This is a genomic window from Bartonella sp. OD88NMGDW, from assembly GCF_042193775.1.
Taxonomy (GTDB): domain Bacteria; phylum Pseudomonadota; class Alphaproteobacteria; order Rhizobiales; family Rhizobiaceae; genus Bartonella; species Bartonella grahamii.
On sequence record NZ_JBHIMA010000003.1, the window covers coordinates 123,300 to 149,665 of the forward strand.

The 26,366-nt window shown below is 38.4% G+C and carries 32 protein-coding genes; 11 read left to right on the forward strand and 21 right to left on the reverse strand.

Annotated features, from left to right (window positions below):
• The first annotated feature begins 14 nt into the window (after window positions 1-14).
• The 9 genes from ftsH to ACFIJR_RS03525 all read left to right on the forward strand — a co-directional run bounded on the left by ftsH (window position 15) and on the right by ACFIJR_RS03525 (window position 7,420).
• Window positions 15-2,165, forward strand: a complete 2,151-nt coding sequence (gene ftsH, locus ACFIJR_RS03485; RefSeq protein ID WP_375626535.1) for an ATP-dependent zinc metalloprotease FtsH — start codon at window positions 15-17, stop codon at window positions 2,163-2,165.
• A 545-nt stretch (window positions 2,166-2,710) separates the two neighbouring features.
• Window positions 2,711-4,084 (forward strand): phosphoglucosamine mutase, encoded by a 1,374-nt coding sequence (glmM, locus tag ACFIJR_RS03490; protein ID WP_375625271.1) that lies wholly within the window; start codon window positions 2,711-2,713, stop codon window positions 4,082-4,084.
• A 777-nt stretch (window positions 4,085-4,861) separates the two neighbouring features.
• Entirely contained in the window at window positions 4,862-4,984 is a 123-nt protein-coding gene (locus ACFIJR_RS03495; protein ID WP_375625407.1) for a type II toxin-antitoxin system RelE/ParE family toxin, read from the forward strand.
• A 10-nt stretch (window positions 4,985-4,994) separates the two neighbouring features.
• Window positions 4,995-5,240, forward strand: coding sequence for a HigA family addiction module antitoxin (locus ACFIJR_RS03500; protein WP_375625273.1), 246 nt, complete (start codon window positions 4,995-4,997; stop codon window positions 5,238-5,240).
• Between the two features lie 196 nt (window positions 5,241-5,436).
• Window positions 5,437-5,625: an antitoxin VbhA family protein gene (locus tag ACFIJR_RS03505; RefSeq protein ID WP_375625274.1), complete on the forward strand. Its 189-nt coding sequence runs from the start codon at window positions 5,437-5,439 to the stop codon at window positions 5,623-5,625.
• Entirely contained in the window at window positions 5,612-5,875 is a 264-nt protein-coding gene (locus ACFIJR_RS03510; protein WP_375625275.1) for a hypothetical protein, read from the forward strand. Before ACFIJR_RS03505 ends, ACFIJR_RS03510 begins: the two co-directional genes overlap by 14 nt.
• A complete protein-coding gene (locus tag ACFIJR_RS03515) occupies window positions 5,826-6,401 on the forward strand; it encodes a Fic/DOC family protein (protein WP_375625276.1) in 576 nt (191 codons plus the stop codon). Before ACFIJR_RS03510 ends, ACFIJR_RS03515 begins: the two co-directional genes overlap by 50 nt.
• Window positions 6,302-7,135, forward strand: coding sequence for a BID domain-containing protein (locus ACFIJR_RS03520; protein ID WP_375653693.1), 834 nt, complete (start codon window positions 6,302-6,304; stop codon window positions 7,133-7,135). Before ACFIJR_RS03515 ends, ACFIJR_RS03520 begins: the two co-directional genes overlap by 100 nt.
• Before the next feature lie 78 nt (window positions 7,136-7,213).
• Window positions 7,214-7,420, forward strand: a complete 207-nt coding sequence (locus ACFIJR_RS03525; RefSeq protein WP_375648956.1) for a type II toxin-antitoxin system RelB/DinJ family antitoxin — start codon at window positions 7,214-7,216, stop codon at window positions 7,418-7,420.
• Window positions 7,421-8,254: 834 nt separating this feature from the next.
• On the opposite strand, the gene virB11 is transcribed toward ACFIJR_RS03525, so the two are convergent.
• The 18 genes from virB11 to ACFIJR_RS03615 all read right to left on the reverse strand — a co-directional run bounded on the left by virB11 (window position 8,255) and on the right by ACFIJR_RS03615 (window position 20,060).
• Window positions 8,255-9,307: a P-type DNA transfer ATPase VirB11 gene (gene virB11, locus ACFIJR_RS03530; protein WP_375653608.1), complete on the reverse strand. Its 1,053-nt coding sequence runs from the start codon at window positions 9,305-9,307 to the stop codon at window positions 8,255-8,257.
• Window positions 9,308-9,324: 17 nt separating this feature from the next.
• Complete coding sequence (gene virB10, locus ACFIJR_RS03535; protein WP_375648958.1) at window positions 9,325-10,494, reverse strand: type IV secretion system protein VirB10; 1,170 nt, start codon at window positions 10,492-10,494, stop codon at window positions 9,325-9,327.
• Between the two features lie 27 nt (window positions 10,495-10,521).
• Complete coding sequence (gene virB9 / locus ACFIJR_RS03540; RefSeq protein ID WP_375625280.1) at window positions 10,522-11,376, reverse strand: P-type conjugative transfer protein VirB9; 855 nt, start codon at window positions 11,374-11,376, stop codon at window positions 10,522-10,524.
• A gap of 2 nt (window positions 11,377-11,378) precedes the next feature.
• Window positions 11,379-12,050, reverse strand: coding sequence for a virB8 family protein (locus ACFIJR_RS03545; protein ID WP_375622639.1), 672 nt, complete (start codon window positions 12,048-12,050; stop codon window positions 11,379-11,381).
• The gene (locus ACFIJR_RS03550) at window positions 12,047-12,334 is read right to left on the reverse strand and encodes a type IV secretion protein VblB7 (protein WP_375653609.1); all 288 of its coding nucleotides are present in this window, start codon (window positions 12,332-12,334) and stop codon (window positions 12,047-12,049) included. The genes ACFIJR_RS03545 and ACFIJR_RS03550 overlap by 4 nt, the downstream gene beginning before the upstream one ends.
• A 6-nt stretch (window positions 12,335-12,340) precedes the next feature.
• A complete protein-coding gene (locus ACFIJR_RS03555; RefSeq protein WP_375653611.1) occupies window positions 12,341-13,237 on the reverse strand; it encodes a type IV secretion system protein in 897 nt (298 codons plus the stop codon).
• 46 nt (window positions 13,238-13,283) lie between these two features.
• Window positions 13,284-13,700 carry an EexN family lipoprotein gene (locus tag ACFIJR_RS03560; protein ID WP_375653612.1) on the reverse strand — a complete coding sequence of 139 codons (417 nt, stop codon included), beginning with the start codon at window positions 13,698-13,700 and terminating at the stop codon, window positions 13,284-13,286.
• 53 nt (window positions 13,701-13,753) lie between these two features.
• The gene (locus ACFIJR_RS03565) at window positions 13,754-13,969 is read right to left on the reverse strand and encodes a hypothetical protein (protein ID WP_375653613.1); all 216 of its coding nucleotides are present in this window, start codon (window positions 13,967-13,969) and stop codon (window positions 13,754-13,756) included.
• 26 nt (window positions 13,970-13,995) lie between these two features.
• Window positions 13,996-14,412 carry an EexN family lipoprotein gene (locus ACFIJR_RS03570; RefSeq protein WP_375653615.1) on the reverse strand — a complete coding sequence of 139 codons (417 nt, stop codon included), beginning with the start codon at window positions 14,410-14,412 and terminating at the stop codon, window positions 13,996-13,998.
• Window positions 14,413-14,549: 137 nt separating this feature from the next.
• Window positions 14,550-14,840 (reverse strand): EexN family lipoprotein, encoded by a 291-nt coding sequence (locus ACFIJR_RS03575; protein WP_375653616.1) that lies wholly within the window; start codon window positions 14,838-14,840, stop codon window positions 14,550-14,552.
• Entirely contained in the window at window positions 14,840-15,217 is a 378-nt protein-coding gene (locus ACFIJR_RS03580) for an EexN family lipoprotein (RefSeq protein ID WP_375653618.1), read from the reverse strand. Before ACFIJR_RS03580 ends, ACFIJR_RS03575 begins: the two co-directional genes overlap by 1 nt.
• A gap of 2 nt (window positions 15,218-15,219) precedes the next feature.
• The gene (locus tag ACFIJR_RS03585) at window positions 15,220-15,657 is read right to left on the reverse strand and encodes an EexN family lipoprotein (protein ID WP_375653619.1); all 438 of its coding nucleotides are present in this window, start codon (window positions 15,655-15,657) and stop codon (window positions 15,220-15,222) included.
• Window positions 15,654-15,923, reverse strand: coding sequence for an EexN family lipoprotein (locus tag ACFIJR_RS03590; RefSeq protein WP_375653620.1), 270 nt, complete (start codon window positions 15,921-15,923; stop codon window positions 15,654-15,656). The genes ACFIJR_RS03585 and ACFIJR_RS03590 overlap by 4 nt, the downstream gene beginning before the upstream one ends.
• A complete protein-coding gene (locus tag ACFIJR_RS03595) occupies window positions 15,920-16,195 on the reverse strand; it encodes an EexN family lipoprotein (protein WP_375653622.1) in 276 nt (91 codons plus the stop codon). Before ACFIJR_RS03595 ends, ACFIJR_RS03590 begins: the two co-directional genes overlap by 4 nt.
• Window positions 16,196-16,219: 24 nt before the next feature.
• Window positions 16,220-17,011 (reverse strand): type IV secretion system protein, encoded by a 792-nt coding sequence (locus ACFIJR_RS03600; protein ID WP_375653694.1) that lies wholly within the window; start codon window positions 17,009-17,011, stop codon window positions 16,220-16,222.
• Entirely contained in the window at window positions 17,008-19,368 is a 2,361-nt protein-coding gene (locus tag ACFIJR_RS03605; RefSeq protein WP_375626492.1) for a VirB4 family type IV secretion/conjugal transfer ATPase, read from the reverse strand. Before ACFIJR_RS03605 ends, ACFIJR_RS03600 begins: the two co-directional genes overlap by 4 nt.
• Window positions 19,368-19,691 carry a type IV secretion system protein VirB3 gene (locus ACFIJR_RS03610; RefSeq protein WP_375617900.1) on the reverse strand — a complete coding sequence of 108 codons (324 nt, stop codon included), beginning with the start codon at window positions 19,689-19,691 and terminating at the stop codon, window positions 19,368-19,370. Before ACFIJR_RS03610 ends, ACFIJR_RS03605 begins: the two co-directional genes overlap by 1 nt.
• A gap of 18 nt (window positions 19,692-19,709) precedes the next feature.
• A complete protein-coding gene (locus tag ACFIJR_RS03615) occupies window positions 19,710-20,060 on the reverse strand; it encodes a TrbC/VirB2 family protein (protein WP_375648718.1) in 351 nt (116 codons plus the stop codon).
• A 158-nt stretch (window positions 20,061-20,218) separates the two neighbouring features.
• Here ACFIJR_RS03615 and ACFIJR_RS03620 point away from each other — a divergent pair, with 158 nt between their 5' ends.
• Window positions 20,219-20,962, forward strand: coding sequence for a nuclease (locus ACFIJR_RS03620; protein WP_375648720.1), 744 nt, complete (start codon window positions 20,219-20,221; stop codon window positions 20,960-20,962).
• A 449-nt stretch (window positions 20,963-21,411) separates the two neighbouring features.
• On the opposite strand, the gene ACFIJR_RS03625 is transcribed toward ACFIJR_RS03620, so the two are convergent.
• Together ACFIJR_RS03625 and ACFIJR_RS03630 are read right to left on the reverse strand one after the other, a co-directional pair.
• Window positions 21,412-23,196 (reverse strand): MFS transporter, encoded by a 1,785-nt coding sequence (locus ACFIJR_RS03625; protein ID WP_375653623.1) that lies wholly within the window; start codon window positions 23,194-23,196, stop codon window positions 21,412-21,414.
• Window positions 23,189-23,782 (reverse strand): hypothetical protein, encoded by a 594-nt coding sequence (locus ACFIJR_RS03630; RefSeq protein ID WP_375651762.1) that lies wholly within the window; start codon window positions 23,780-23,782, stop codon window positions 23,189-23,191. The genes ACFIJR_RS03625 and ACFIJR_RS03630 overlap by 8 nt, the downstream gene beginning before the upstream one ends.
• Before the next feature lie 1,018 nt (window positions 23,783-24,800).
• Here ACFIJR_RS03630 and ACFIJR_RS03635 point away from each other — a divergent pair.
• A complete protein-coding gene (locus ACFIJR_RS03635; protein ID WP_375653625.1) occupies window positions 24,801-25,874 on the forward strand; it encodes a helix-turn-helix domain-containing protein in 1,074 nt (357 codons plus the stop codon).
• A gap of 46 nt (window positions 25,875-25,920) precedes the next feature.
• On the opposite strand, the gene ACFIJR_RS03640 is transcribed toward ACFIJR_RS03635, so the two are convergent.
• Window positions 25,921-26,364 (reverse strand): hypothetical protein, encoded by a 444-nt coding sequence (locus tag ACFIJR_RS03640; RefSeq protein ID WP_375626478.1) that lies wholly within the window; start codon window positions 26,362-26,364, stop codon window positions 25,921-25,923.
• Window positions 26,365-26,366 lie beyond the last annotated feature (2 nt).

A 26,366-nucleotide genomic window follows, 5' to 3' on the forward strand; every position in this document is an offset into this window, starting at 1 on the left:
TAAGTGGGCTGAATATGAATTCCAATTACCGCTCTCTCCTTATTTGGGGAGTTATTGCCTTCATTTTGATTGTGTCGTTTTCTCTCTTTAATGGAGATAGTCAGCGTTCTGGTGGTGGAGAAGTCTCCTATTCTGAATTTTTGCAAAAAGTTGAGAATAATGAGTTAAAATCTGTGACCATTCAAGGTCAAAAATTAACAGGACAAACCATTGAACATAGAACTATCTCAACCTATGCTCCTCGCGATCCAGGTTTGATACAAAAATTGGAAAGCAAAAACGTTAATGTTAAAGCTGTTCCGGAAAGCTCTGGAAATAGCATTTTCCTCAATCTCCTCTTTTCCTTATTGCCTGTTATTATTATCGTGGGGGCGTGGGTCTTTTTTATGCGGCAAATGCAAAATGGATCACGCGGTGCAATGGGATTTGGGAAATCAAAAGCAAAATTGCTTAATGAAGCGCAAGGACGTGTTACCTTTAAAGATGTTGCTGGCGTTGAAGAAGCAAAGCAAGATCTTCAAGAAATTGTTGAATTTTTACGCGAACCACAAAAATTTCAACGCTTAGGGGGACGTATTCCGCGCGGTGTTTTGCTTGTTGGTCCTCCTGGAACCGGTAAAACTTTGCTAGCACGTTCTGTGGCAGGTGAAGCCAATGTGCCATTCTTTACCATTTCAGGATCTGATTTTGTTGAAATGTTTGTTGGTGTTGGGGCGAGCCGTGTGCGCGATATGTTCGAACAGGCTAAAAAAAATGCACCTTGTATTATTTTTATCGATGAAATCGATGCTGTTGGACGTCATCGGGGGGCTGGACTTGGTGGTGGAAACGATGAACGTGAACAGACCTTAAATCAGTTGCTTGTCGAGATGGATGGGTTTGAGCCCAATGAAAGTATTATTCTTATTGCCGCAACAAACCGTCCCGATGTGCTTGATCCCGCTTTGTTAAGACCAGGGCGTTTCGACCGACAAGTTGTTGTGCCAAATCCTGATGTTTCTGGGCGTGAACAAATCTTGAAAGTGCATGTGCGCAACGTGCCTTTAGCACCTAACGTTGATTTGAAAATTTTGGCAAGGGGAACACCAGGATTTTCCGGTGCAGACCTGATGAATTTGGTCAATGAAGCTGCTCTTATGGCTGCGAGCCGTAATAAAAGAGTTGTCACGATGCAAGAATTCGAAGATGCCAAAGATAAGGTGATGATGGGGGCTGAACGTCGTTCAACTGCTATGACACAAGAGGAAAAAGAACTCACTGCTTATCACGAAGCAGGGCATGCTATTGTGGCTCTTAATGTGCCAGTTGCTGATCCTGTCCACAAAGCAACAATCGTTCCAAGGGGAAGAGCATTGGGAATGGTGATGCAATTGCCTGAAGGCGACCGCTATTCCATGAGTTATCGGTGGATGATTTCTCGTTTGGCCATTATGATGGGTGGACGTGTGGCTGAAGAATTAAAGTTTGGAAAGGAAAATATCACATCCGGTGCTTCTTCTGATATTGAGCAAGCAACTAAACTAGCACGCGCAATGATCACACGGTGGGGATTTTCTGATCTGCTTGGAAATGTAGCTTATGGCGATAACCAAGATGAAGTCTTTTTGGGTCATTCTGTTGCGCGAACACAAAATGTCTCTGAAGAAACAGCGCGCATGATTGATATGGAAGTGCGTAAGCTTATTGATGATGCCTATAAAAATGCGACTAACATTTTGAAAACAAAAAGAAAAGAATGGTTTGCTTTGGCACAAGGTTTGTTGGAATATGAGACTTTAACGGGAGCTGAAATTAACGAAGTTATTGCAGGAAAGCCTCCTTCACGCACACAGAAAGATGAGAATGCTGCGCCACGGGGATCTTCTGTTCCAAAAACTGGAAAAATGAAGACAGAGACAACAGTGGAAGATGAAAAAAACGCTAACACAGCGCCTCATAAAGTAGAGATCAGTAAACTAGAGGCAGACAAAGCAGAGGGAGTTGTTGGGAAAAAAACAGCAAAATCCGGTAATGTTGAGCCTAAGGAGGCTCAGTCTAATGAAGTCCGATCGGATGAGACTGAGAAAAAAGCGCAAAGCACAAAAGGTACCACAAAATCAGTCAACCGCTCTAAAAGTAATGCTGAAAAGAAGCCCAGTACTGCGGGAGATGATAAAGAAAAATAAGAACTGCTTAATAACGCTTGAGTAACGATGTTTTAGGAAAACTTCTAAATTCTTTGAGAAAGGCGCAAGCAAAGCTTGCGCCTTTAATGTAATATTTGCAAAAATATGGAAGCAAAAAATTAAGCAAAGCTGTTGTATGATGACAGTTTTAGCAGGCGATAAGGCGAGGTGGTATTTTCCTTTACTGATTTAGCAAGGTGTGAGGTTGGCGATAGATTTCCTTACGGATTTGATAAGGTTAGAGGTTAGGTGCTGGGGTTTTTTACGGGTTTAGCAAATGTGTGAGATTATCCTTTGGTTGTGTTCAGGAGATGTGTAAAGCATTTTGAGGAGATACTATTGCTTTTATGTGTGAGGGTGTGAACATAATGGGTTGAGAGGGGTTTAGATGTGTAGATGATGAATAGGATTCTTGATTGTCTAAATGCATGAAGGTTTAGATCAATGATCTGATTTTATATGGGGAGGGGACTATTGTACCAAGGGGGCTTGTTAGGGTTTTAAAGAAAAGCCAAGGGAAGAATTATATATTAAAGGAAAGAGGCATGGTGCAAAAATATTTTGGTACAGATGGGATTCGGGGGAAAGCCAATTCATTTCCTATGACACCCGATTTTGCCATGAAGGTGGGGATGGCTGTAGGGGTTTTATTCCGCTCACAACATCAATCACGTCGTGTGGTGATTGGTAAGGATACACGATTATCTGGCTATATGTTGGAAAATGCTTTGGTTTCAGGGTTGACTTCTGCGGGGATGGAAGCTTTTTTATTGGGTCCAGTGCCAACACCTGCTGTTGCAATGCTTTGCCGCTCTTTGCGAGCGGATCTTGGGGTGATGATTTCTGCTTCTCATAATCCGTTCTATGATAATGGCATTAAACTTTTTGGTCCTGATGGTTTTAAACTTTCAGATGATATGGAAGCTAAAATTGAACAATTGATCGATACAGATCTTTCAAAGTCTTTAGCAAGTTCTGCTGAAATTGGTTATGCAAAGCGGGTTGAGGGGGATATTTATCGTTATATTGAATATGCCAAACGAACCTTGCCGCGTGATGTTCGCTTAGATGCTTTGCGTATTGTTGTGGATTGTGCCAATGGGGCTGCTTATAAAGCTGCTCCCCGTGCTTTATGGGAATTGGGGGCTGAGGTTTTTGCTATTCATGATGAGCCCAATGGTACCAATATTAATCAAAAATGTGGATCAACCGATTTAAGCTCTTTAAAACGAAAAGTGCATGAAGTGCGTGCTGATGTGGGGATTGCTCTTGATGGAGATGGAGATCGTGTTCTTATTGTTGATGAAAAAGCACAAACGGTTGATGGAGATCAGTTGATTGCTGTAATTGCTGAAAATTGGCATAAAATGGGACGATTACGGCGCAATGGTGTTGTCACAACGATTATGTCAAATCTTGGACTGGAGCGTTTCTTGCACAGTAAAGGATTGCACCTTGTAAGGACAAATGTTGGAGATCGTTATGTTGTCGATGCTATGCGCCAAAAGGGATATAATGTGGGTGGTGAGGCTTCTGGGCATATTGTGCTCAGTGATTTTGGTACAACGGGTGATGGCTTGGTGGCTGCATTGCAGATTTTAGCCTGTATGAAGGAAAGTCAAAGTCCTATGAGCCAATTGTGTAAACGGTTTGAACCTGTACCGCAAATTTTAAAAAATGTAACGATTAAAAATAAAAATGTTTTGAAAAAAAATCCAGTCAAAGCGGCCATTGATCAAGCAGAGAAGCGGTTGGGAAAAGAGGCACGGCTGGTGATCCGTGCTTCTGGAACTGAGCCGGTTATCCGCCTTATGGCTGAAGGCGATGCACGAGAAGTATTGGACACAGTCGTGACAGAGTTGATGGATGTTATTATTCATCATGATGTACGCATGGGTACTGCACTTGAGGAATCTTGAATTTTTTGAGAAAATTATCAGATTATCTTTTGATAAAGATCTTATTGTAATGTGGGATTTTGGCAATTACAAAAGTTGTGATTATTAACTATGTGAGTGATGTAATAACGGTAATGGATATTCTATCTACTAATCAATTAAATAAAAAAGAGAAAAATAGAGTTCTAATAAATATAACGCGTAGAGTGTTCTATAGTTCGTAAGATATTTAAAATATACCTTTTTTGATTTTCCTTTTTCTTTTACTTATTCGTAAACCAGTTATTATTTTAACAGAGTTTATAGCAGGGGGGATTTATTAGTCTTATTCATTCTTTTTACTGGATATACAGCGGGGGCAGATCCTTATGAACATCAAACAGCAATGGTCATTGGTTATATCGTCGTTATGTTTCTAAGTGCAGCTGCCAATTGGGGATATGATGCGCTCCTATTACGTTTAGCTCCTCCTAATTATGAACTTATACTTTTCTAATAATGAGTAGAATAATGAGAGAGATGAGAATGAGCAATTTTTTCACGACAGTTCTAATGTTTATAAAGTAAAAAAAGCCCTGTGGTATAAAAATAATGAACGTTTTTTGTATCTTGTAGTGTTACAGGCTATATTAATTTATGATTTTAGGATTTAAATATAAGAGGATTGAATCCTGCTATAATACTGGTACGACTAAAGGGATTAGAACTGCCCATGCTCAAAAATTGAAGCGTATTCTGGGTGTTTTTGAAGTTGCTATATCGCCAAAAGATTTGAGTTATCCGTCTTTTTGATTACATCTGCTAAAAGGCGATTTCAAGGATTATTGGTCAATTACTGTAAATGGAAATTGTCGTGTAATATTTCGCTTTGATAGCATAGATGTCGAAATGGTTGATTATCTAAATTATCATCAAAAATGAGATCTAAATAATGATGAAGAATCCTTCACATCCTGGTGAGTTATTGCGTGAAGATGTGATCAAAGAGCTTGGTTTATCCGTTAATGAAGCAGCAGAGTGGCTTGGTATATCTCGTGGAGCACTTTCTAGAGTTTTAAATGGAAAAGCCGCTATGAGTGCTAATCTTGCTATTAGGCTTGAAATGTCTGGTGTAAGCACAGCACGTGCTTGGCTTGCTATGCAAACAAACTATGATTTATCAAAAGCAATTTTTTAACAACAGTCTCATGATAAAGAACGCATAAAAGAGCTTCAAATGGTTGTTAAATTTTTGCAACAAAGACATGTGGAAGAGCAAAATAACGCGATAGTGCGGATAAAGGCAAAAGATGTGACACGGTAAGATAAGGCAATAAAATCTTGTTTCTGTAGTCTGCTTGGCTATAATAAATATAAGCAAAGGAGGGTTTTATATGTTGAGTGAAGAGGAAATTAAGCGACGTCGCTTTGCTGCTAAAAATGCATTGGCAAGCCAACGTTTAGAGGGATTAGAGCCAGATCCAAAAGTCGTTGAGCAAATGGAACGTGTTATTATTGGAGAGCTTGAAATAAGTGATATCATCAAAGATTATATGGAGCGGGTAAAACGTGGGGAAGTATAAGGGGAGCGGTGATCCTTATACTGATCATGAAACTGGTGTGATGTATAATCGGCTTGGTATTAAAGACAAAGCCACACTGCAGCGTGTAGAATCTACGATTTCTTATGTAAAATCTTTCGAATTTGTACATACTCCTATTGGTGGTAAGTTTGATCTGAATTACATGAAAGAGATTCATAGAAGACTGTTTGGTGACATATATGAATGGCGCGGGACAAGTTCGTTTAGTGGATATTGCCAAAGGCAATAGTATGTTTGCTAGTTATAATCAGATTGAAAGTTATGCACCGAAGATTACACAAAAGCTTGCAAAAGAACAGTATCTGCGTGGTCTTGGCGCTTATGACTTTAGCCAAAGGGCTGGGTATTACATGGGCGAGTTGAATGCGTTGCATCCGTTTCGAGAGGGGAATGGGCGCACTCAGCGCGAATTTATGGTGCAACTTGCTTGTGAAGCTGGTTATCGTATCAACTGGAAGGGTATTGAGCGACAAGAAATGACACGTGCGTCAATTGAAGCACATTTTGGTAATTCAGAATATCTGTCTGCACTCATCTATAAGAACCTTACCAAGTTTACAGAAAATAAAAGGGATGATGTTTCTCAAGGTATTGGCAAAAATATTGCTTTTTGCATTGATCTTAATAAAGAGTGCTTGGAACAAAAAAAGAGAAGATTGAAACTCCTTGGGATAGAGAAAAGACAGCTTTTAGCAGACTTCAAAAAGAAGAACTTGAAGTTGAGCAATCGCAAAGGGATGTTAATGCTACGTTAAAAGCAACAGAAAAAGCCCCATACCTTGCTGCTTATACGGATAACTCTAATCTAGAACAGAAGGTGCTCAGCGCTCTTAGGAATGAAAAATCTTATGTTAATATGTTTAAGGAGTTAAACAGTCGTTTAGCATTTATTTATAGAGATCCACAAGAGGCTGCGCTTAGGATTGAGCAAACGATTTTAGCAGGTAAAGGCGATAAATTATCTGATATTTTGGAAAGGGAACCTGATAGAGCAGGAGAACTGCGTGGATCAGATCGTTTTATCGATAAATTGAAGGCTACAGGAAAAGAACGAAAAGAAGCGCTTTCTCATGTTCCTCGTACACTTTCTTCTATTGAAAAGCTTCAATCCTTTTATAAGAATTCTTATGAGAGACATATAAATAGGCTTACACGGGAGCGTGAGCGATTGAAAGTTGAAGTCCCCTCGCTTTCACAAGAAGCAGTGACTTTTATGAAAAATGTTGAAGCTGGTCGTGATAGTTATTCAAAGATACCAGAGCAGATCAATCAAGAGTTTTTAAAGCTACAAAGTGCTTTAGATAAACGTTTTGGACATGATGCCATTCATAAATATGGTTTTGATTTATCAAAAGTGGTCCCCAAAGAACAGTCTCATGATAAAGATTGCATAAAAGAGTTTCAAATGGCGGTTAAATTTTTGCAACAGAGACAACAGGAGAAAATCAACGCAATAGCGCGTGCAAGATCAATAGATATGATACGGTGAGGGCAAGGATAAAGCCTTATGCTGTATAAGCCCTATTAAGCGATATGACAAAAGAGAGGTACTCAAAAGGTGTTTAATATGGGTGTGACAAAAGATGTTGTACGTGCCTGCATAGATAGGGCGTTAAAAAAATCCGGTGAAATATTAGCAAATTTAGGACTTACGGTGTCTGATTTCATCCGTATTGCTTTGACAAAAGTTGTTTATGAAAAGGGATTGCCATTTGATATGTATATTCCTAATTTGGAAACGCTTAAAACTTTTGAGAAAAGTGATAAGGGTTAAGAGATATGTATTGCTAAAGATAGGTAAGATTTGTTTCATCATTTGGATATTTGATATTTCTGATCATTCACTTCAAATTAGCTTTTCATTTACATCATTATCGTTATGGGTGTTTTCCGTATATTGAATGATGTATGCAAACCGTGATTGAAACGGCAGCTTATTGAATTTCTGCAAAAGAAGAAGGCATATCGCTTGAAGAATTATTTGATATTGTTTCTTTTATTGCTACTCATCCAGATGCTGGTGATTTTATGGAAGGTACGGGAGGGAAGCCAAGGAAAGTTAGGTTTTAAAGCATGAGGGGTAAAAGAGGGAGATATAGGGTTATACCCTTTTTTGGTGGTCAAAATATTTCGGTGTTGATCGAAGATGTTTACAGTCAATTATCTTGAGGCAATTTGATAAAATCAGAAAGGAATGCGTGGAAGAAAATTTTTATACTGCGCCTTGATGAATATCGAAAAGAATAATAATGGATAAGGCACATAAAGCAGGATCTCGTATATTACAAGGTGTTTGTGAAGCTTTTGTCTGAAGCTAAAGGTGAAGTGGATACGAAATTTGGTATCTATATTCCTGCAAATGTTGATGTCAAAAAAATCAGAAAAAATATTGGGTTATAGATATCATTTTCGGCACGTTGTGGTTTTTTTGTGGGGCGCATGCGTGATTGGGAATGGGGATGATATTTTTACTTCTTTTTGCTTTCAATTCATTGAAAATGAACTTGAAGCTATGGTGGTAATTTAGCACGCGATGATATCCGCGGCTTATAATCGTGTTTTTAAGAAAGCTCTATTGGTATAAAAGGGGTGTGAGGGTCGCGTTTTTTTAGAAAGCATCACGGCGTTTGAAGGGGTCGTAATAGATTTCTGTTACACGAAATTTTCCTTCGAGGCGTTTGCATTGGATGATGACATCTATCATCGAGATTAATAAGCCGCGGATATCATCGCGTGCTAAATTACCACCACCGTCACTTTCTTTGACAAGAAGGGTCATTTGTTCGAAGGCTGCAAGTGCTGTTGAGGCGTGGACGGTTGTAATGGAGCCTGGGTGACCAGAGTTGACATTACGGATATAGTAAAAGGCTGTACCATCACGCAGCTCTTGTAGAAGGATTCTGTCGGGGCGCATGCGTAATCCTGATTCAAGCAGTTCTTTTGCGCCTGCTTTTGCTAAGCCTTGGTTATCTTTTGAATAAAAAAGTTGGACTTTGTTGGCGTGCGGAACGACAAGTTCTGGCGTGTCTTCAATGGTGAGAATTCGTTCATAGTCAGGGATTTTTGCAATTAAAGCTTTAGAGAGGGTTGTTTTACCAGAACCGGTTTTGCCAGATATTAAGATATTTTGTTGTGTAATAACGGCGCGTTCTAAAAAGGTGCAAAAATCTTTAGCGATAAAGAGATCTGTTAGCTCTTTGTCTGTATCAGAGAGTTCAGATAACCGTTCTGTCATTTGTTGCGTGGGTGTGAAACTGGTGTTTTGGGTAACAGAAAACAGATTGTTTTCATGTAAACTTTCAAGAGAAAAAGTGCGTGATGAAGGTTTACGAATGGTCATGCTAATGGTATTGGCAGCAACTGCTGGAGGCATAACAATTTGTATGCGTTCGTTGTTTGGCAGTGTTGCGGAGAGAACGGGGTTTTCTACACTGATTTTTTGTGTTGTGTAGGCAGCAACAACTTTTGCAATCCCTTCTAGTTCGCTGTAGGTTAGTTCTTTTACGATGTGGGTTTGCCAACCATTGGGACCCTCAACGATTACTTCGCCGGGGCGATTGATGACAATTTCAAATAAATTTTCATCATTAAGGAAGTCATCTAAGATCTTTAATTTTGTTAAAACGATAGAGGCGCGTTCTGCATTTTTTGCTGAGGGCATAATGTGACTTTATTGGCTTAATGAAAAAAGGAATAGCTGGTAGTAGAGCGGTTTCTTTTGCTCTTTACGACTAGTTTATAGACAGATGAAAAATCGAGATCTCTTGCTACAAAGATGTTGACGAGTTCGCCTTGAAATTTTTCTAGGGTAGGGGGGATGTTGATTTGATTTTCAAGGGCAATATTGGCGGCTTCTTTTCCAGTGTTGTTTGCGCCTTCAAAACCACCGCCTCCAGAGTTGTTGGCACCTGCGTTGGAATTGTTTTTTGTTTTATTTGTTAGGGCGGTTGTGGCACCATCAATAACGGTGAGTAAAAGGGAAGAGCCAAAGCGTTCCCACCAATGGGTGTTGATGTTGCCATCAAAACCGGCTCTGCCTAAACTGTCGGTTGCTGGAGAGGCAAGGGGAATGATAACGCCGGTTGGGGTTTTTGCTCTTGTCCAGAGCACAAAGAGGCGAGATTGACCTTGTTTTATTCCACCGCGGTATTCTCCAACGACTTGGGTTCCTTTATCAAGCAAAACAACGCGCCCATTGTCAGAGAGGATATCACGGTTGATGATGCAGCTTGCAAAGCCTGGTTGGTCGCTGTTTAATGCCGTTTCTAAGATACAGGGGATAGAGGTTCCCATGGCAATGATAAAGTTTCTATTGCCGATGAGTTTTGCTTTTGTTTCTTCTGTTGTGGTGGGTTTTAAGAGGGTTGCAAAATTTTGTGTGTTTTGAAGGGCAGGAGAATTTTGCGCATTCGCGAGATTTTCAAGGGCATGGAATTTTTCAAGGGGGTTGAGAGTGGTGTTGACGATGTCTTTTAATTGCGATTTAGAGCCTTTGGCAAAAGCGAGAACAGGGGCGCGTCTTGCGGCATCAAGTAGTGGGTCATCTTTTTTGGGTTCTTGTGCGAGTGGTTGTGGGGGTGGTAAGGTTATTGGCGCTATGTTGGCGCGCGGGTCAGAGGGCGCGAGCTCTAAAGGGGCGAGGGAATTGTGAAAGTTTTGTGCTTGTTTTTTATGAGCTTTTGCGGTGTCTTTTTGTTCTGTGGGGGTGGATAAGATGTTCCAGAGCACATAGCCGCAGATTCCTATACAGGCTATTGCGACAACTATTTTTTTGCCGGCGGTTTTGGCGCTATTGTTTTTGCCATCCCCAATAGATCCGCGATCTTCGATGATTGGTTTATCACTCATGTGTTGTCCCCTTCAATTCCCGCTTATTTAAAGATCTGATGCAACTTTACGTTCAACAGATGGTGAGGTTGTTCCGGTATTTGGATTGGTGCCTTTTGGTTGATAGGCTTCGTTAAAGACGCATAGGACGTTTTTTCCCTGTCTTAGGGTGAAGCGTGCGCTAATGGCATGGACAATCACCATGTTGCCTCTTGTGGTTTTGGGAACCAGCGATTCTGTACCGTCATTGCTGACAATGTAAATGGCAGGGATTTCTTGGTTGTCTGGAAATGTAAATGTTGTGGTTTTGCCATTGTCATAAACGGAGGAGGGTTCGAGCACGCTTGATCCTTGAGCGGTGTAAGCCCAATTGCGTGGTCCGTAGGTTTCAGAAGCGTTGAAGACATTATCGATACGCTGGGCTTGTTGTTTTTCTTGTCGCATAAGGGCTGCGAGTCTTCTTTGTTCTGCTTCTTCTTGTGGGTAGCGAAATTTCACAAGGAAATATGTTTCTTGTCCAGAGGAAATTTCTCCATCTTTGACCATCAGTTCAAATTGATAGGAGCGCTTTGAGCCATCAAGCTTTGTTGTGACGACTTGGAGATTGGTAATGGGTTGGACTTCCCGCGCTTTGAGGAAAAGAATATTGCCAGCGGGGGCGACTTCCCATGCAACGCTGTTGCCAATTGCTACATGGGCAATTTCTTCATTGGGAGAAAATTCTATTTGTACCGATGAGCGTATGGAGCCAATAATTTTTGTGACATTATAGGCATCATAGTTGATAAAGCGAATGCGGCTATCGCTTGGCGCGCGGGTGGGAAAAATACTGGCATGGCTTATCGGTATAGGAGAGAGGGTAATAGCGATGTTAAGAATGAGAAAAAGAATTTTTTTTGTCATGATCAGTTGACCACTTCCGGATCGGTTCTATATTCATTAACAATAAACCCTAGAGGATTTATCAAACGGTTTTGGACAGAGATAGGGGCATTGATGTATTCAAAGGTAAGTGTTGCAACCCAGTGGGTGATGAATTCTTTGTTGTTGTCGTTGTCGTGAATGGTTTTGTAGTAACGCACTTGGGCGACATCGTCATTGATAAAGGAGATTGATTTTATTGTTATTGTAACGGCGGCGTGTTTATAGAGAATTTGAGGACTTTGGGGATTTCTTGCTCCATACCAGCTGGCAAATCTTTCCTGTTCTTCAGAAGAAGAGAGGAGGGAGACGGTTTGGAAATTGTGTTGTGTTTCTTCTGTGGTGAAGCCTTCACGGGAGCGGACATATTTTGCAGCAAAGTAGCGTGTGATTGCTTCGTCGACATTGGTGGGACCTTCTTTTAAGGCTTCCACAACTTCGGTGATGCCGGTTGAATTGTCTACACGGATGACAAAAGGTTCCACGGTTTTAAGGGGTGTGAGGGTGATGACCGCGAGAGAAGACATTATTGCAACAGCAACCGCGATGCCGGCAATGGCAAGCGAGGCGCGCGTGGTGCGGCGTGAGGCGAGCATGCGATCTTGATCGAACGAGCGCGCTTCAGCAATGTATTGTTCTATGTCTTTTTCTTTCATGCTTTTTGCCCGCAATTTTTGTAAGATTTGATTTCTTCATCCGTTAATTTTTGTGCCAGAAGCATTTCCAGCTTCCCTTCTTTTAGGGGTGAAGGGGTGTTGTTACTAATGATAATGGGCGTGGGCGTGGGTTTTTTCCCTTCCCAATTCCACATTGATCTGTTGAGTGGACGTTTAGAATATCCATCACATTTTGGGAGTGACTTCAGTGTGTTTGGTGAAGACACACAGCCACTGAGAAAGAGAAATGGTAAGATAATCCCAATTTTTTTAAATTTCCGCATTTGAACTTAGGCCTTTGCTAATTGTGCTATTAGTGATGCTAATTTTTTTGCACCGTTCGTTATCGTTTTAGCTCCTCCTGAGCCTGTAAGAGAAGCCCCCCCAGAGGCTAAAGCGGAAGCCATACTAGGTAAATTGAAGAAAAGAAAAATACCACCAACGCCAACCACGAAGAATTCGCCGTAGGCTAACACGAAATCTTTAATGTTTTTTGTAAAGACACTCATTGCAAGTTCGATATACATACTACCAAGCAAGATGACTAATACCTGTAAAATGATGAAGTTTGCAACTTGTCCTAACCATGCCTCTGTAAAACGCCTTGTTGATGAAAACATATAGAGGCTTATGAAGAGCGGTCCTACTGATATGACAAGAAACAAACCAAGTTTAGCAAACAGTGTGACGATAAAACCAATTAGGCAAAAAATAATAGCAATTGTGTAACAGAGCGAAGCATAAATCCATGAAACAAGATACGCCCCCAGTGCAAGCCATGATGAAGATTTTGTTGAATCTAAAATATGTGAAATAGCTTTATTTATCAGATCATCCCATATATTTTTATCTGAGTGTATTGTACCTTGTGTGGCATGTGCAATGGCATTCGGCAGAGCCTCAAAAAATATATTACCGACCCACTCATTATAAAGAGCAGCATTAGTGGCGAGTGAAACAATGATGCCAAGTTTGAAAGCTGTCGTTATAAATTCCCATAAGGGCATAGAAGAACGCCCTGAGATGATATTGTACCCTATAAATATAATGTAGATTGTACAAGATGCTTTAAGCGGAGTACTTAAACCTGTTGAGAGATGTTCAACGGAATCATTCATTATTTTCATTATAGGTTTCGTTAACATATTTTCTACCATGGTAAAGTAAGCTACTTCTTCGAATGTCATTGCACGTCCATTCTATCTAATTTTTGCAAATATGATTATTTCTGATTCAATTATTATGTTGGTTTTGTTTAGCGCGCTCTTCTGCTTCTCTTTCGGCTTGTTCTTTTGCTTTTTCTTCAGCCTTTCTTTTTTCCATTTCAGCTTTTAGTTTTTTTATTTCTGCTTGCCTTGCTTGATGTTGAGCTTCCATTGCGGCGTCAAATCTTTCCATCGCTTTACGGTTTTCTTCTTCGCGTTCACGCGCTCTTTCTTCAGCTTTTGCTTCATATTCCTTTTCAAGTTCAAGTTGTGCTAATCTTAAGTTTTCACAATTTTTTGCAGTTCCTGCGAATCCACATTTAGCATTCCACTCTTCCATCAATTTTTTATCTTTTTTAAATTCTGCTACGCTATAGGTTTTTTCACATCCAGCTGTGATGAGCCCTGTGCAAAGTAGCAATGTTGTTATGAGAACTTTATTCATAGATATTCCCCTTTTTCCTTTCAGTTTTACAAGGTTTGAGCACAATTTTTAAATTATGCTTGTGTTATCGGTTTTTTATAACCAGTGATGATAAATCTAGGGCACGGACATAATGTTGCCATAAATCTATTATAAAGTGCACAAAGCTCTTTAAGTTGAGCAGCTAAAGCGCAATAGTAATGTGAAATGGTTTTATCCATTGTATCTGTAAGGTTCTTCATCAACATATCATCTATGTCAGTAAATACGCCTTTGGTTATTATTGCCATTGAGATGCTCCGCTCTTCATTATGTCTTAATTATTATTTTGTTTTTTTTCAGCGCGTTCTTCTGCTTCTCGTTCGGCTTGTTCTTTTGCTTTTTCTTCAGCGTTTCTTTTTTCCATTTCAGCTTTTCTTTTTTCAAAATCAATTTTCCATTTTTCATGTCTAGCTTCTATTTCTGCTTCATATCTTTCCATCGCTTTACGATCTTCTTCTTCGCGTTCACGCGCTCTTTCTTCAGCTTTTGCTTCATATTCCTTTTCAAGTTCAAGTTGTGCTAATCTTAAGTTTTCACAATTTTTTGCAGTTCCTGCGAATCCACATTTAGCATTCCACTCTTCCATCAATTTTTTATCTTTTTTAAATTCTGCGACGCTGTAGGTTTTTTCACATCCAGCAGCGATAATTCCAGTGCAAAGCAGCAATGTTGTTATGAGAACTTTATTCATAGATATTTCCCCTTCTTTCTTTCAGTTTTACAAGTTTTGAGCACAATTTTTAAATTATGCTATGTTCTGGTTTTTTATAACCAGTGATGATAAATCTAGGGCAGCGACATAATGTTGCCATAAATGTTTTTACTGATTTAGTTATTGCCTTTGTCTTGTTCTTTTTCAGATTGTTCTTTCATTTTTTGTTTATCGTCATTTTTACGATATTTATTTAGATAGTTATCAAAATTTTCTTGACGTACTTCTTCTATTGCTTTGTCTAAATTTTTACAATTTTGTGAATCTCCTGTCCATCCACACTTACGTCTCCATTCATCGCGTAAATTTTTATCTTTTTTAAATTCTGCTACGCTGTGAGTTTTTTCACATCCAGCAGCGATAATTCCAGTGCCAAGTAGCAATGTTGTTATGAGAACTTTATTCATTATTTATTGTCCTGTTGTTTAGCTTTAGCGCGCTCTTCTGCTTCTCGTTCGGCTCGTTCTTTCGCTTCTTGTTCGGCTTGTAATTTTTTAGTTTCAGCTTTTTCTTTGGCTACAAGTTTCTCGATCTCTTTGTTGAAGCGCTCTGCCTCTTTCCGGCTTCTTTCTTCAGCTTGTGCCTGACGTTCTTTCTCAAGTTCTAAAAATGCTAACCGCATGTTTTCACAATTTTTTGAAGTTCCTGCAAATCCACATTTAGCATCCCATTCTAGGCGTAAATTTTTATCTTTTTTAAATTCTGCGACGCTGTAAGTTTTTTCACAGCCAGCCGTGATGAGCCCTGTGCAAAGCAGCAATGTTGTTATGAGAACTTTATTCATGATTAATGACTGTCCTGTTGTTTAGCTTTAGCGCGCTCTTCTGCTTCTCTTTCGGCTTGTTCTTTTGCTTTTTGTTCTTCTTCAGCGCGCTCTTTTGCTTCTTGTTGTTCTTCAGCGCGTCGCTTTGCTTCTTGTTCGGCTCGGAATTTTTCATTCTCAGCTCTCATTTTTTCAATCCAAGCTTTGTGTTCAGCTTTAAATTTTTCATCTAGTTTACGGTTTTCTTCTTCAGCTTTTTTCCGACGTTCCTTTTCAAGTTCTAAAGCTGCTACTCTTAGGTTTTCACAATTTTTTGAAGTTCCTGACCATCCACATCTTGCTCCCCATTCTTCCATCAATTTTTCATTTTTTTTAAATTCTGCTACGCTGTAAGTTTTTTCACAGCCAGCCGTGATGAGCCCTGTGCAAAGTAGCAATGTTGTTACGAGAACTTTATTCATGATTTATTGTCCTGTTTCTTTTCAGATTCTTGTTTATCGTCATTTGTTGAGCCAAAGCCTCTCCATTTTTTACGGGTTTCAAATTCAGCTTGCTCTGCATTTTTACAATTTTTCGAATTCAAATCCCCTGACGTCAAACATTTCACTAATACTTCTTCCATCAGTTTTTTATTTTTTTTAAGTTCTTCTACGCTGTAGGTTTTTTCACATCCAGCAGCGAGAAGCGCTGTGCAAAGTAGCAATGTTGTTATGAGAACTTTATTCATGATTTATTGTCCTGTTTCTTTTCAGATTCTTGTTTATTGTCATTTGTTGAGCCAGTTCTCCCCCATCCCCATGTTGGAAGACTCTCACGATAAGCTTGCTCTGCGTTTTTACAATTTTGCGAATCGAGATCCCCTGATGTCATACATTTCATTTTCCATTTTTCGTATAATTTGTGATCTTTCTTAAATTCTTCTACGCTATGGGTTTTTTCACATCCAGTGGTGATTAGCCCTGTGCAAAGTAGCAATGTTGTTATGATGATCTTGTTCATATTCAAGCCCCTCTTTTTTCTCGTTTATTGACCACGCAGTTTTTTGGCATAATCTGCATATCGCGCTGCAAATTCTTCGTAAGCTCGTTGTTCGGCAGCTTTGTATTCCGCTTGTTGAATCATCGCGGCGGCTTGCATTTGGAGAACTTGTGTTTGGAGTTTTGCTTGTATTGCTGATAATTGTGCTTGAATGCCTTGAATTTTACCCGAATCTTTAGTACTTCCAAGTTCGTCAAGGAGCTTGTTAATGGTTTTTTGTGTTTCACTGGCTTCTTCGTAGACGTCTTGGCCTTTTGCTGCTTGTCCTACCGTGTTCTGTTCGGCTTTTTTCACTTCTTGTGCGTAAAAATCATCTACTGCTTCTTTTGATCCTGCGCCCCCTGAGGGCTCTTTGTATTTAAGCTCTTCTTGCCATTTTTGCGCGTTTTTGCTGCCGCCGCCACCGCCGCCACCGCCGCCGCCGCCACCGCCACCGCCACTGCCCATTGATTGTTGAAAGTGGTTGAAATCTGAAGGGAGGGCGCCACTGCTCCCTTGCTTGTTAAACATGTCTTTCAATCCCGAGATGTCAGGCTTGACATTTAAGGAGTTATATAATTGTTTCGCTTGATCGAGCTGGCTCTTTAATTGCTCAAGCTGTTGTTTGCCTTGTTGAATTTGTTGTTTTGCTTTATCAACTTGTTGCTTCAATTGTTCAAGTTGCTTTCCCCCTTGCGTAAAAGATTGTAAATCGAATGTAGGCATTTGTGCGAAGGCATTTGTTTGAAAGCCAAATGAAGCTGCATAGACGGCTGTTGCCAATAAAAGTTTTTTCATTTCTTTGACCTTTCTTGAAAAATAGGAAGCCATTTTTCTGGAGATTGTCCAACTTCATCCATAATGGTCTCTAGGAGTTCAATATTCTTGGTGGTGCCACTTAAAATGGCTATTTCATCATCAAAGCCGCGTAAATTTAGCTCTGCTACAACTGAACTTTGCCCTTGTTTGATGAGAAAACGCCGTGACTCACGGCTTAATTCTGATTGTATCAGGTTAAATTCTCTGTCCGATAATTTAAAACCTTCTACATAATCCCCATGATTGCCCTTTTGATTGGGAAAATAAATCTGTGTTGGACATTGCTCTATAATGGTGTGAGCAATGGTCGAATTGATCGCATCTTTGGGAGATTGCGTTGCAAACAACATCAAACCATTTTGTTTACGAATAGTTTTCAGCCTGTCTTGCGCAAAGGCTTTAAAGGAATCATCCTCTAAGGCTTTCCAAAATTCATCAATGACAATGATAATACGACGCCCATCAATCAGAGATAAAATCCTATGAAAAAGATACATCATTAAAGGTGGACGAATTTCATTATTGTCTAAAAAATCCGTCATGTCATAACCAATAAATTTTGCATCAATGCCAATGTCGTCATCAGGATTGTCAAAAACCCACCCTAAGGCATTGCCTTTACACCATCTTTCTAAACGACCCGATATCCCCTCCCTGTGCGTGGTGTCAAAAAACATTTGTAAGGCCGAGATTGTCCGTTGTTCTTTTGGCAACAAGGCAAGCTGCTCAACAGCTGCCGTGATGTCTTGTCTTTCTGATTCACTGATCTTTTGATCTTCAGACGAAACAAGCTTTATAATCCATTGGCGTAAAAAAACTCTATCTGCTGGATTGTTATAGTCTAAGCCTTTTAGCGGTGCTATGCCTGTCGGTCTACCATTCTTCAAGGGCATATAAGTGCCGCCACCCGCTCTGACAAAAAGTTCTGCACCCCGATCTTTGTCAAAAAAGACCATATTGGGATCATGCTTTTGAAGTTGTGCTAAAAGAAAATTGACAATAACCGTTTTCCCAGAACCAGAGGGACCACAAACAAACGTATTGCCTAAATCACCAAAGTGAAAGTTAAAATAAAACGGTGAACCAGCAGAGGTTTTCATCAAGGCTACCGCTGGTCCCCACACATTGCCATCTATTTTCCCAACCGGAAAAGAATGAAAAGGAGAAAGCGCTGCATAATTGCGGCTTGTTATTGCACCAGAGCGGGTGCGATAAGCATAATTACCAGGCAATTGTGCCCACCAAGCTGCTGCTAACCCTAAATCTTCCCGCGCAATCACAGCCCCACCATCTGTGAGACGAGAACGCGCTTTGGCAAGATTATCCGCTAACTCTTGCGGCGTATCAGCAAAAACTGCCAATGATAAATGATGCTCCCCTAAAACAAAACGATTGGATTCAAGATCATCAAGCGCATCATCTAGCTCCATAATTTGTGAGCCCGCACGATCTCCTGCATTGACCATTTGGTTTTGTTTGCGCCCCATAATCTGCTTGGCAATGTTTTTGCTCTTGAAAACAAAAGATTGGGTGAAGATAAACTCAAAGGGAAGGGTGAGCAAACCATCCGCCATGCCTACCCTGGTTTTTGCTGGATATTCTTTCCAACCAAACATGCCCGCAAACCGTTGTTCCGCCTCGGTGCGTATTTCTATGATCTCTTTTCCAAAAATGAGACGGTCTGAATAAACAGTCGAAGCTATCGTCCCCCATGTGAGAGGGATACGTTCACGACGACCTCCCACCAATTGGTGGATAAACTCACTTTGCTGCGAATAAATATTACCTTCATGTTCATAAAGGCTCAGTCTTTTTGCACCATAACGCTCTAAATTTTGAATAAGATCTGTGGTAATATCTTCAAGCTTGCGAATGGACTCTGCATCAACTTCTGTCTTTTCTTGCTTGGCTTTGCCTAAACGTTTGAAAAACTCCACTAATTTATCCGTTTGATCAACGTGTGGATTCCACAAAATCGAAAGATAAAGATCATTGCGATAAAGCTCCTGTGAAACCATCCGCTCGCGATATTTATCATCTAATTGCTTGGCAAATGCCGATCTGAAAGTCCCATCCGGATAAACGGTTTCACGCTTTCTGATAATATGGCTATAAAGCGCTATCCGTTCATCCGCTATGTTTTTAAACAGATTATTGAGCTGTTCGTGAAGCACATTCAGATCAATAATATCCGCTGTCTCAAAGTTAATGCCTTCAAGTTTAATAACGGACATGAGAGCGCGTGAATCCAGCGCAATGATGTGTTTATTGACATGGCGCACATAAGGAATGATCGCCTCTGGCTGCTTTTCACGTTTGCGCTCTGTTCTATTCATTATAATTCCTCATAATTACGAATTAATCGTAATGGAGAAATACTTCCCCCACCCCATAGACTCGAATTTCTGGCAAAAATAGATGTCTTTTGCCATGTCAGAAGAATACGAAATTTGTTATGGTCATGCTTTAGGATTTCCTTGAATATGAAATGCAGCATCACACCAAAGGTGAGAAGAAAAATATTGCCTGCCATAATGAACAATATCATCGTTCCTATCCCATTTAATCCCATAGCTTCCACCGTCACGCCTGCGATCATTGCAGGGCGCGTGCAAGCAAGAAATAACGTATCTTCTGTTAGCTTGTCGTGCTCTTTCATGGCTTTGAAAGGCAACGTTTAATGGGAAAACATTGATACAATTTGCGTTGCACCCATAACAATGCCGATGCCAACACAAACAAAAAAAGCTTTACGCATTTCAACATAACCAGCAATCCATGCAAGCCCAATACCAGCAACCGCAATGGTTGCAATTGATGTTGCAATTTTTCCTGTTAAAGCTTCAATTATTTTATCAAGAGCAGTTTCAATTTTTCCGAAGCCGCCATCAGCAAATGCTGGTTCACTCAGTGCCATGAAGGCAATAAACAGCATCAATGCTGCTGTTAACCATTTCTTTTGGGTGTTGGATAGAGTAGTTTTTTGTAAGGTATGTTCACAACTGAACAAATTATTCATGTTTTTCATGAAAAATTCCCCGCTTTATGTTTAAGTTGATCGTAAGATTAATATTCAAAATATTAATCATGAATCATATAAATGAAAAAAATAAATTTTTCTATCGATAAATTAACAATATTTAATCTTTTATTATTTAATGAACAAAAAATATAGTAATATTCAAAATGATACTTTTAAAATCTCTTAGAGCAGCGCCTAAATATATTGTCTTAATTTGTATTATTATTTGGGGATACTTTTATTTAAGTAAAAATAATGAAGAACTTACTCAAAATTCTTTTTTAAAAGGATCAGAAAAGACAATAGAAAATCCCGTTCAAAATCCGAAGTCACAATTGATAGATTATGCAAACCAACAAGATGTAAACCAACAAAATGTGGTATTGCATCCAGAACCATTGTCATCACAATTTTATGAAGAAAATGTGCCGGTTTATTCAGGTGCTATACAGGTTACAAGTGGTGTGACCTTTAAAATGATTACGCTTGTGGACGATGGATGGAGAAAAAAGATTATCCGTGATATCCGCTTATATGGTGTGGAAAGCTGTGAAATGAGGCAATTTGCCTCACGCAACGGAGTTAAGTGGCCATGTGGTGCTTTTGTTACTGCTTGGCTTGTCTCAAAAACAATCGATAAAAATGTTACTTGTCGGCAAGCACGTGTCATTCAACAGGTTCATTATGCACAATGTTTTGTGGACGGGGTTGATCTGGCACGTTTGGGGCTTGCAGAAGGGTTGATGGTGTTAACACAAGATCAGCATAATTTTCCATCTCCAGCAGACTATAAAACTCTACAATCTGCTGCTCAAAAAGCACAAAATGGCTTATGGTCGAGCAAATTTCAACAACCAGAAGATTGGCGAAGAGATCACGGGAGCTATAATCCCATTGACCATAATTAATATTGACCATTATTGATAAAGCGTCTTTTCAAGCGCTATTTAAAAATCAAGACAATATTCCATTACAAACTTTATTAGGTAAAAGTTAATCATAATCCACACAGTCCTTGGTGGACAACTCTCATGATGAAAAATTATTGTGTTTAAAGCTCGCGTATGCATATAGGTTGCTCACTACAGCGCTATGTAAGAGCGCGTTCCCTTGGCTATACGTCATTTCGTTTTGCTTTTTAAATGAAAGGCTTTCTGCCTCTCAAACTCTTATATATTTATGAAGTAAATCATAATCGAGCTCAAAAGGCTCTCCACCAAAAAGAATAATAAAATCAGATTTTATGTCATTTATTGGATATAAAGATTCAGGCAACGCGTCATCTCTCACCATACATTCTATCGAATACGGACAATGATTGCAGCCCGCACTGCAATTTTCATTACAAATTACAATATTATCGCCCATGAAATTTCTTATTCAAGTTCATATAATCCAATACTAATTGTTTCATGAAAATATTTTGGTATAGAGAAAGATCAGAAATTTTTTTAGCCACAAACGCTTTTATCATTGGTAAAGCTTCATCCTTTGATATAGACAGCAAATGAGAAATATAGTCTATCCGTTCTTCTAAATTGAGAGATAATCTTGGACTGGTGAAAAATGTTAAGATATCCAATTCCGGACTGGCTTCTTGACATAAATCCCAATCCACTACCATAAAAGAACTATCAGGAGTAACAATGATATTATCAGGATGTAAATCTCCATGTGATAAGATTATATTCTTGCTTAATCGATCTTGAAAGATCTTATTGATTTGATCAATAATCGCCTTTTGATGTAGAAAATCCATTTGGCTCAATACAGTACCCCGGATAAACTCCCATTCGACTACTTCATCGCAAAGTGTTATCAAATTTGGTGCAGGATAGAGACTTTGTCGAAAAGAGCCATCCTTGATGTTTTCATTAATGCACGATGCTTCCGGATAAATTTGCCCATAGCAAAACTCTTGATGCTTGCGTTTCAAGAAATGTTGTTTTGACGATTGTGCATTTTCAGGCTGTAACCAAATGATTTCTTGCTTTTTGACAAAAATAATTAAAGCAGACCCCCCAAAAATCACAGCCATAATCACTGCTAACCACAAATTAGCTTGCCAGAATGTTGAAAAAACATGACCGTATAAAAAACTGAATGCAAAGGATACAACAGCTGTAATAATGGCTGTAAATGATAAAACAGTCGCGATAGCTTTGGGATCAATCAGTGAATTTATAAGAAGAGACGACAGATAAGATCGATAAGCAGATTTAAAAACACATAGCAGTAAAAATCCTAATATAAGAGCCGCAATGATTTGAAATGACATGAGAAAAAAAGCAATGGTTACCATACAACCAATCATTAAGACAGGAAAAATAGGATTTTGAAACTTTGAAAAATACTTCTGAAACAATATATTGGAACTTGCTGAAAAAAAATTCCCAATGATAAAAATAATCGAAACCAAAATAGCAGGTTGAAATGGCAAAAAATCAGAAAATGCGATAGAAACAGTTCGATTATTAACCAAAATAGCAAAAGCTGAAACTGCACTTAAAAAAATAAGAGTGAAGCGATAAGGATTTTTGACTTCTTTACGACTGGCGCACATAACTGTGAAAATACTCGGATGAGCGTTGATATGAAAACTATCTAATCCCTTCGTCAGTTTTGAAAACATAAAAATAGCAAAAATTAATGAAAGGACTTGAAAAATCACAGGCAATGCAGGATGCACATAATAAAGTATTCCCCCTAAAAAAATAAGTACCGTTGTCACACTATAGGTAACAGCAGCCACTTCGGACTTAACGGAAAACAGTGTGCGATGCTTTGGTACTACAGAAAAGAGTAAACTATCTTCCGCACCTGAGAAACAAGCGGCTGCTAATGTAATACACAACAAATAAGTGGCATAAGCAAAATATGCATAATTCATAAAAAGAGCTAAAAAACCGCAAAGAAAGAAAAACAGACCAGTATAAATAACGCGCTTACTTCCATAAACATCTGATAATAAACCCAAGGGGACTTCTAAGATCAAAGGAAGCAATAAAAAATAACTACCGATTAAAACAATATCCGCTTGCGACAAATGCAATTTTTCCGACAAAAAAAGTGGTAAAACAGCAACCACTAGAGCAGTAGACTTGCTAACACTATAAATCTTAAATTGCTTAACCTTATCCACAAAATACCTTCCCACGACATCCGCTACATGCGCCAGATTCTTTCAAAGATTTTAAAACGCTTTGAGCAGACCAATCTATTGCCTCATAATTTTGTAGATTCCCAAAAGCTTCTGAATAAAAGCAATTTTTTAAATCTCCATTATAGTCCAATACCAAGGATGAAAATGGAAATAAACACATTAACGGCGACGAAACGTACGTAGAATTTTCGCCTAAGTAATAATTAATACAATTTACAAAATTTTGTGACGTCCATGAGATTTTCTTTTCTTGGAACTTTTTATCTATATAAATCTGGAGGGGGGATTCTTTCCTTGATAATTCATCTCTCAAATGAAAAAGTGAGGCGTTTGGCGGAAGAGTTTTGTTTCTTAAAGCCTTAGATCGATCCTTTGTATTATTTTTTCTAGAAAAACTAAATGACGACGTATCGAGCGGCCTGAATCCGATATAATGGACATCTTTGCTTATACAAAAATCGATAAAATTAATAATATTTTCTAGAATCTCTTTGGTAACTGTCGCTCTTATTCCTATACTTTGCAGAGGTTGAAGATTCTTAACTGTTTCAATGTTTTTCCACACGCGATCAAATTTATTTGTCCCCCGTATATCATAATATCCTCCTCATATTGTTATTATGTGCCTTATTTATATTCAAGACAATTAGTATTTTGTAAAAAGTCTGAAGACTTATAACTTTATAATTGTAAAGTCAATTTAACTGTATTACGCAATATTCAGTTTGGAAAACAAATTGGCCTATACTGGTATAAATCGAAAAACTCTTTTGATCAGCTAATTTCCATTTTAATTATTAAGTTCATTCAAAAAGTATTATTCTTGATTTCAATGGTTATTTCACTTCAATCGCAATAAGAAATATGCAATGCTCTGCTTTATCAAGTAATTTTAAAAAGGTTTTTTTGGGCTGAAATAAAGAATAGTTGTTGCGTAAATCAGCTTCTCAGAAGAAAAATTTTTCAATTATTTTTCTGTTTTAATTGTAATTTTGTGAAATACTACTTGCGGTAAAATTACCTTTAAAAGAGGTTCTATTCGACGCTAAAATACAAACTTTTATTTCTTATTAAAGATACAATCATATTGATTTATAATGATAATCTAGCGTTATTCATATTGAATTAGACCCTCGAATAACGCAAGATTCTCTCATTCCAAACCTGTTTATGTTGAATCAATCAAAACCACTCGCTTGCACATAACAAGCGGGATGAGTGTGTGGATCAAATTTGTATAAGAAAGAACTAAAAATGGTTCTTATGTTTTTATCTAGAATTTGTTTTGGTAGCTTGTTTGTAAAATCTTTACCATATTGAAAATCTTTTTTTTTAATATAGCTTTGACCTTGACACGCTTTTTTCGAGCTATGAGTCGTTTCAAATAGAGGGAAATATAATGGCAAAAAAATAAAAACCCAACTGCGTTAACAGAAGGGTTTCTAAATACCTGTACGGTAAATTAAAAAAAATACAAAGTAATTTCCAATTTAATTTATCGTGATGCATTCTGCAAGAGAAATTTTGTAGAAAAGGGATATTTTTAGCATTTTTTTGCCTCCAATAGAGAGGTTTTAAAAATTATGGTTAATAAAACATCTGCTAGAAAATTAACTTCAAAGCACTGGGAATATATAAAAATTGCTGATAATACTGATATTGGACACATTAGTAGAAGCCAACTTATTTTTCTTGTACAAGAATTACCTATAATTGGTCTTATCAAAGGAACGGAAGTCCATTTATTAACCAAACTTTTGAATACTGTACCCGTTTCGCATTTTGAAAAAGGTAAAATTCCACTAGTTTTTAAAAGCAACCATCAAATTGGTCTGGAAATTGGTTGTACGTCTGTTCATGTAAGTAGATTACTTTCACGCCTTTTTGATAAAGGTCTTATTGTGATGCGGGATTCTGGTAATTATAAACGCTATAGTTTTAATTCTGCTAATCACGTACCAATTGCTTGTGGTATTGACCTTAGCATTTTAATCGCGCGTTACCCTGAACTTCAGCACTCTATTTTAACGATTAAAGAAGAAAAGAAACATCATGATATGGTTGTTAGGACCTTTTGTGGTGTTTGTCATCGATTGCAGCTTCGTATTGAAGAGATAAAATTTACATCTATTGCTTCAATGTTTTTAAATCGTATGAATAAGATTAAATCTGTTCTTGGGTCCCCTTTTAAAGCGTCTACCTTTAAATTGGAAAAAGCTATTAAGCTTTTTAATTGGCTCCTAGATCGTTTATTTTTTACAAAAATGTTATGCACAAATAACAAAAATGTTATGCAATTACATAATACAACCCCTAACTATGATTGTAATTGTAACAAAAACGAGTGTTCAGAAAAATCTGAACATACTCAAATCAATAACATGACCTTCGGTCATGAAAAAAAGGCTTATGAAAAAATAGAGAAAGGTAGAAGCGAATTATCCCTATCTTCAAAAAACACTACATTGCTTCCAATCAAATCAGAATTTTTAACGCAAGCTTTGCCTCATGTTGCTATGTTCATGAAACATGGATTGCAATCTGAAAGAGATTTAATCGGATCCATGGATTTTTTAGCGAAAATAAAGGGGATTTCTTTTCAGGAACTTGAAGAAGCTAAAGAGACTATGAGGAAAAAGATGTGCTTTCTTTTATAGCAAAAGAAAGCACATTGGGGGGATTAGAGTGACAGCTTTACATATTTTACTTTGAAAAGCGGTCTTTTTTATCTTTTTTCCACAAAAAATAAGTTACAAGTCCGAGAATGGGAACTCTCAATTTGGCAAAAGGGAAATGTTGACTGAGAGCTGCAAGGCTGGAAACGGTCGCGTCTGTCATGAGTTTGTGGCGTTGTTCTTCTGTCTTTTTTTGTTGGTCATAGCGTTGATAAGCCTTGAGAACACGATTGATAATAAGACCTAATCCTGCAAGAGAAAGACAAATTAAAAACATGATACTAGCGGCGGCAAGAGGTTTCATAACAGAACATAATGCAATAAAAACGATGATACATAAAAAAAGCAAAGACATGAAGAATGAAATGCCAATAAACCCATAGCAAATTGCTTGAAGGCGTACTTGTTTGACTGTGCTTTTAAGCCCTCCACCGACAAGATGGTTTAAAAGAGGAGCGATAAACTTATGCATTG

What these genes read in the sequence shown, in the direction of transcription:
- ftsH (WP_375626535.1), top strand. Translation starts at nt 15, where the DNA reads ATGAATTCCAATTACCGCTCTCTCCTTATTTGGGGAGTTATTGCCTTC.
- glmM (WP_375625271.1), top strand. Translation starts at nt 2,711, where the DNA reads ATGGTGCAAAAATATTTTGGTACAGATGGGATTCGGGGGAAAGCCAAT.
- ACFIJR_RS03500 (WP_375625273.1), top strand. Translation starts at nt 4,995, where the DNA reads ATGATGAAGAATCCTTCACATCCTGGTGAGTTATTGCGTGAAGATGTG.
- ACFIJR_RS03505 (WP_375625274.1), top strand. Translation starts at nt 5,437, where the DNA reads ATGTTGAGTGAAGAGGAAATTAAGCGACGTCGCTTTGCTGCTAAAAAT.
- ACFIJR_RS03515 (WP_375625276.1), top strand. Translation starts at nt 5,826, where the DNA reads ATGAATGGCGCGGGACAAGTTCGTTTAGTGGATATTGCCAAAGGCAAT.
- ACFIJR_RS03525 (WP_375648956.1), top strand. Translation starts at nt 7,214, where the DNA reads ATGGGTGTGACAAAAGATGTTGTACGTGCCTGCATAGATAGGGCGTTA.
- virB11 (WP_375653608.1), bottom strand. Translation starts at nt 9,307, where the DNA reads ATGCCCTCAGCAAAAAATGCAGAACGCGCCTCTATCGTTTTAACAAAA.
- virB10 (WP_375648958.1), bottom strand. Translation starts at nt 10,494, where the DNA reads ATGAGTGATAAACCAATCATCGAAGATCGCGGATCTATTGGGGATGGC.
- virB9 (WP_375625280.1), bottom strand. Translation starts at nt 11,376, where the DNA reads ATGACAAAAAAAATTCTTTTTCTCATTCTTAACATCGCTATTACCCTC.
- ACFIJR_RS03545 (WP_375622639.1), bottom strand. Translation starts at nt 12,050, where the DNA reads ATGAAAGAAAAAGACATAGAACAATACATTGCTGAAGCGCGCTCGTTC.
- ACFIJR_RS03550 (WP_375653609.1), bottom strand. Translation starts at nt 12,334, where the DNA reads ATGCGGAAATTTAAAAAAATTGGGATTATCTTACCATTTCTCTTTCTC.
- ACFIJR_RS03555 (WP_375653611.1), bottom strand. Translation starts at nt 13,237, where the DNA reads ATGACATTCGAAGAAGTAGCTTACTTTACCATGGTAGAAAATATGTTA.
- ACFIJR_RS03560 (WP_375653612.1), bottom strand. Translation starts at nt 13,700, where the DNA reads ATGAATAAAGTTCTCATAACAACATTGCTACTTTGCACAGGGCTCATC.
- ACFIJR_RS03565 (WP_375653613.1), bottom strand. Translation starts at nt 13,969, where the DNA reads ATGGCAATAATAACCAAAGGCGTATTTACTGACATAGATGATATGTTG.
- ACFIJR_RS03570 (WP_375653615.1), bottom strand. Translation starts at nt 14,412, where the DNA reads ATGAATAAAGTTCTCATAACAACATTGCTGCTTTGCACTGGAATTATC.
- ACFIJR_RS03575 (WP_375653616.1), bottom strand. Translation starts at nt 14,840, where the DNA reads ATGAATAAAGTTCTCATAACAACATTGCTACTTGGCACTGGAATTATC.
- ACFIJR_RS03580 (WP_375653618.1), bottom strand. Translation starts at nt 15,217, where the DNA reads ATGAATAAAGTTCTCATAACAACATTGCTGCTTTGCACAGGGCTCATC.
- ACFIJR_RS03585 (WP_375653619.1), bottom strand. Translation starts at nt 15,657, where the DNA reads ATGAATAAAGTTCTCGTAACAACATTGCTACTTTGCACAGGGCTCATC.
- ACFIJR_RS03590 (WP_375653620.1), bottom strand. Translation starts at nt 15,923, where the DNA reads ATGAATAAAGTTCTCATAACAACATTGCTACTTTGCACAGCGCTTCTC.
- ACFIJR_RS03595 (WP_375653622.1), bottom strand. Translation starts at nt 16,195, where the DNA reads ATGAACAAGATCATCATAACAACATTGCTACTTTGCACAGGGCTAATC.
- ACFIJR_RS03600 (WP_375653694.1), bottom strand. Translation starts at nt 17,011, where the DNA reads ATGAAAAAACTTTTATTGGCAACAGCCGTCTATGCAGCTTCATTTGGC.
- ACFIJR_RS03605 (WP_375626492.1), bottom strand. Translation starts at nt 19,368, where the DNA reads ATGAATAGAACAGAGCGCAAACGTGAAAAGCAGCCAGAGGCGATCATT.
- ACFIJR_RS03610 (WP_375617900.1), bottom strand. Translation starts at nt 19,691, where the DNA reads ATGAAAGAGCACGACAAGCTAACAGAAGATACGTTATTTCTTGCTTGC.
- ACFIJR_RS03615 (WP_375648718.1), bottom strand. Translation starts at nt 20,060, where the DNA reads ATGAAAAACATGAATAATTTGTTCAGTTGTGAACATACCTTACAAAAA.
- ACFIJR_RS03620 (WP_375648720.1), top strand. Translation starts at nt 20,219, where the DNA reads ATGATACTTTTAAAATCTCTTAGAGCAGCGCCTAAATATATTGTCTTA.
- ACFIJR_RS03635 (WP_375653625.1), top strand. Translation starts at nt 24,801, where the DNA reads ATGGTTAATAAAACATCTGCTAGAAAATTAACTTCAAAGCACTGGGAA.
- ACFIJR_RS03640 (WP_375626478.1), bottom strand. Translation starts at nt 26,364, where the DNA reads ATGCATAAGTTTATCGCTCCTCTTTTAAACCATCTTGTCGGTGGAGGG.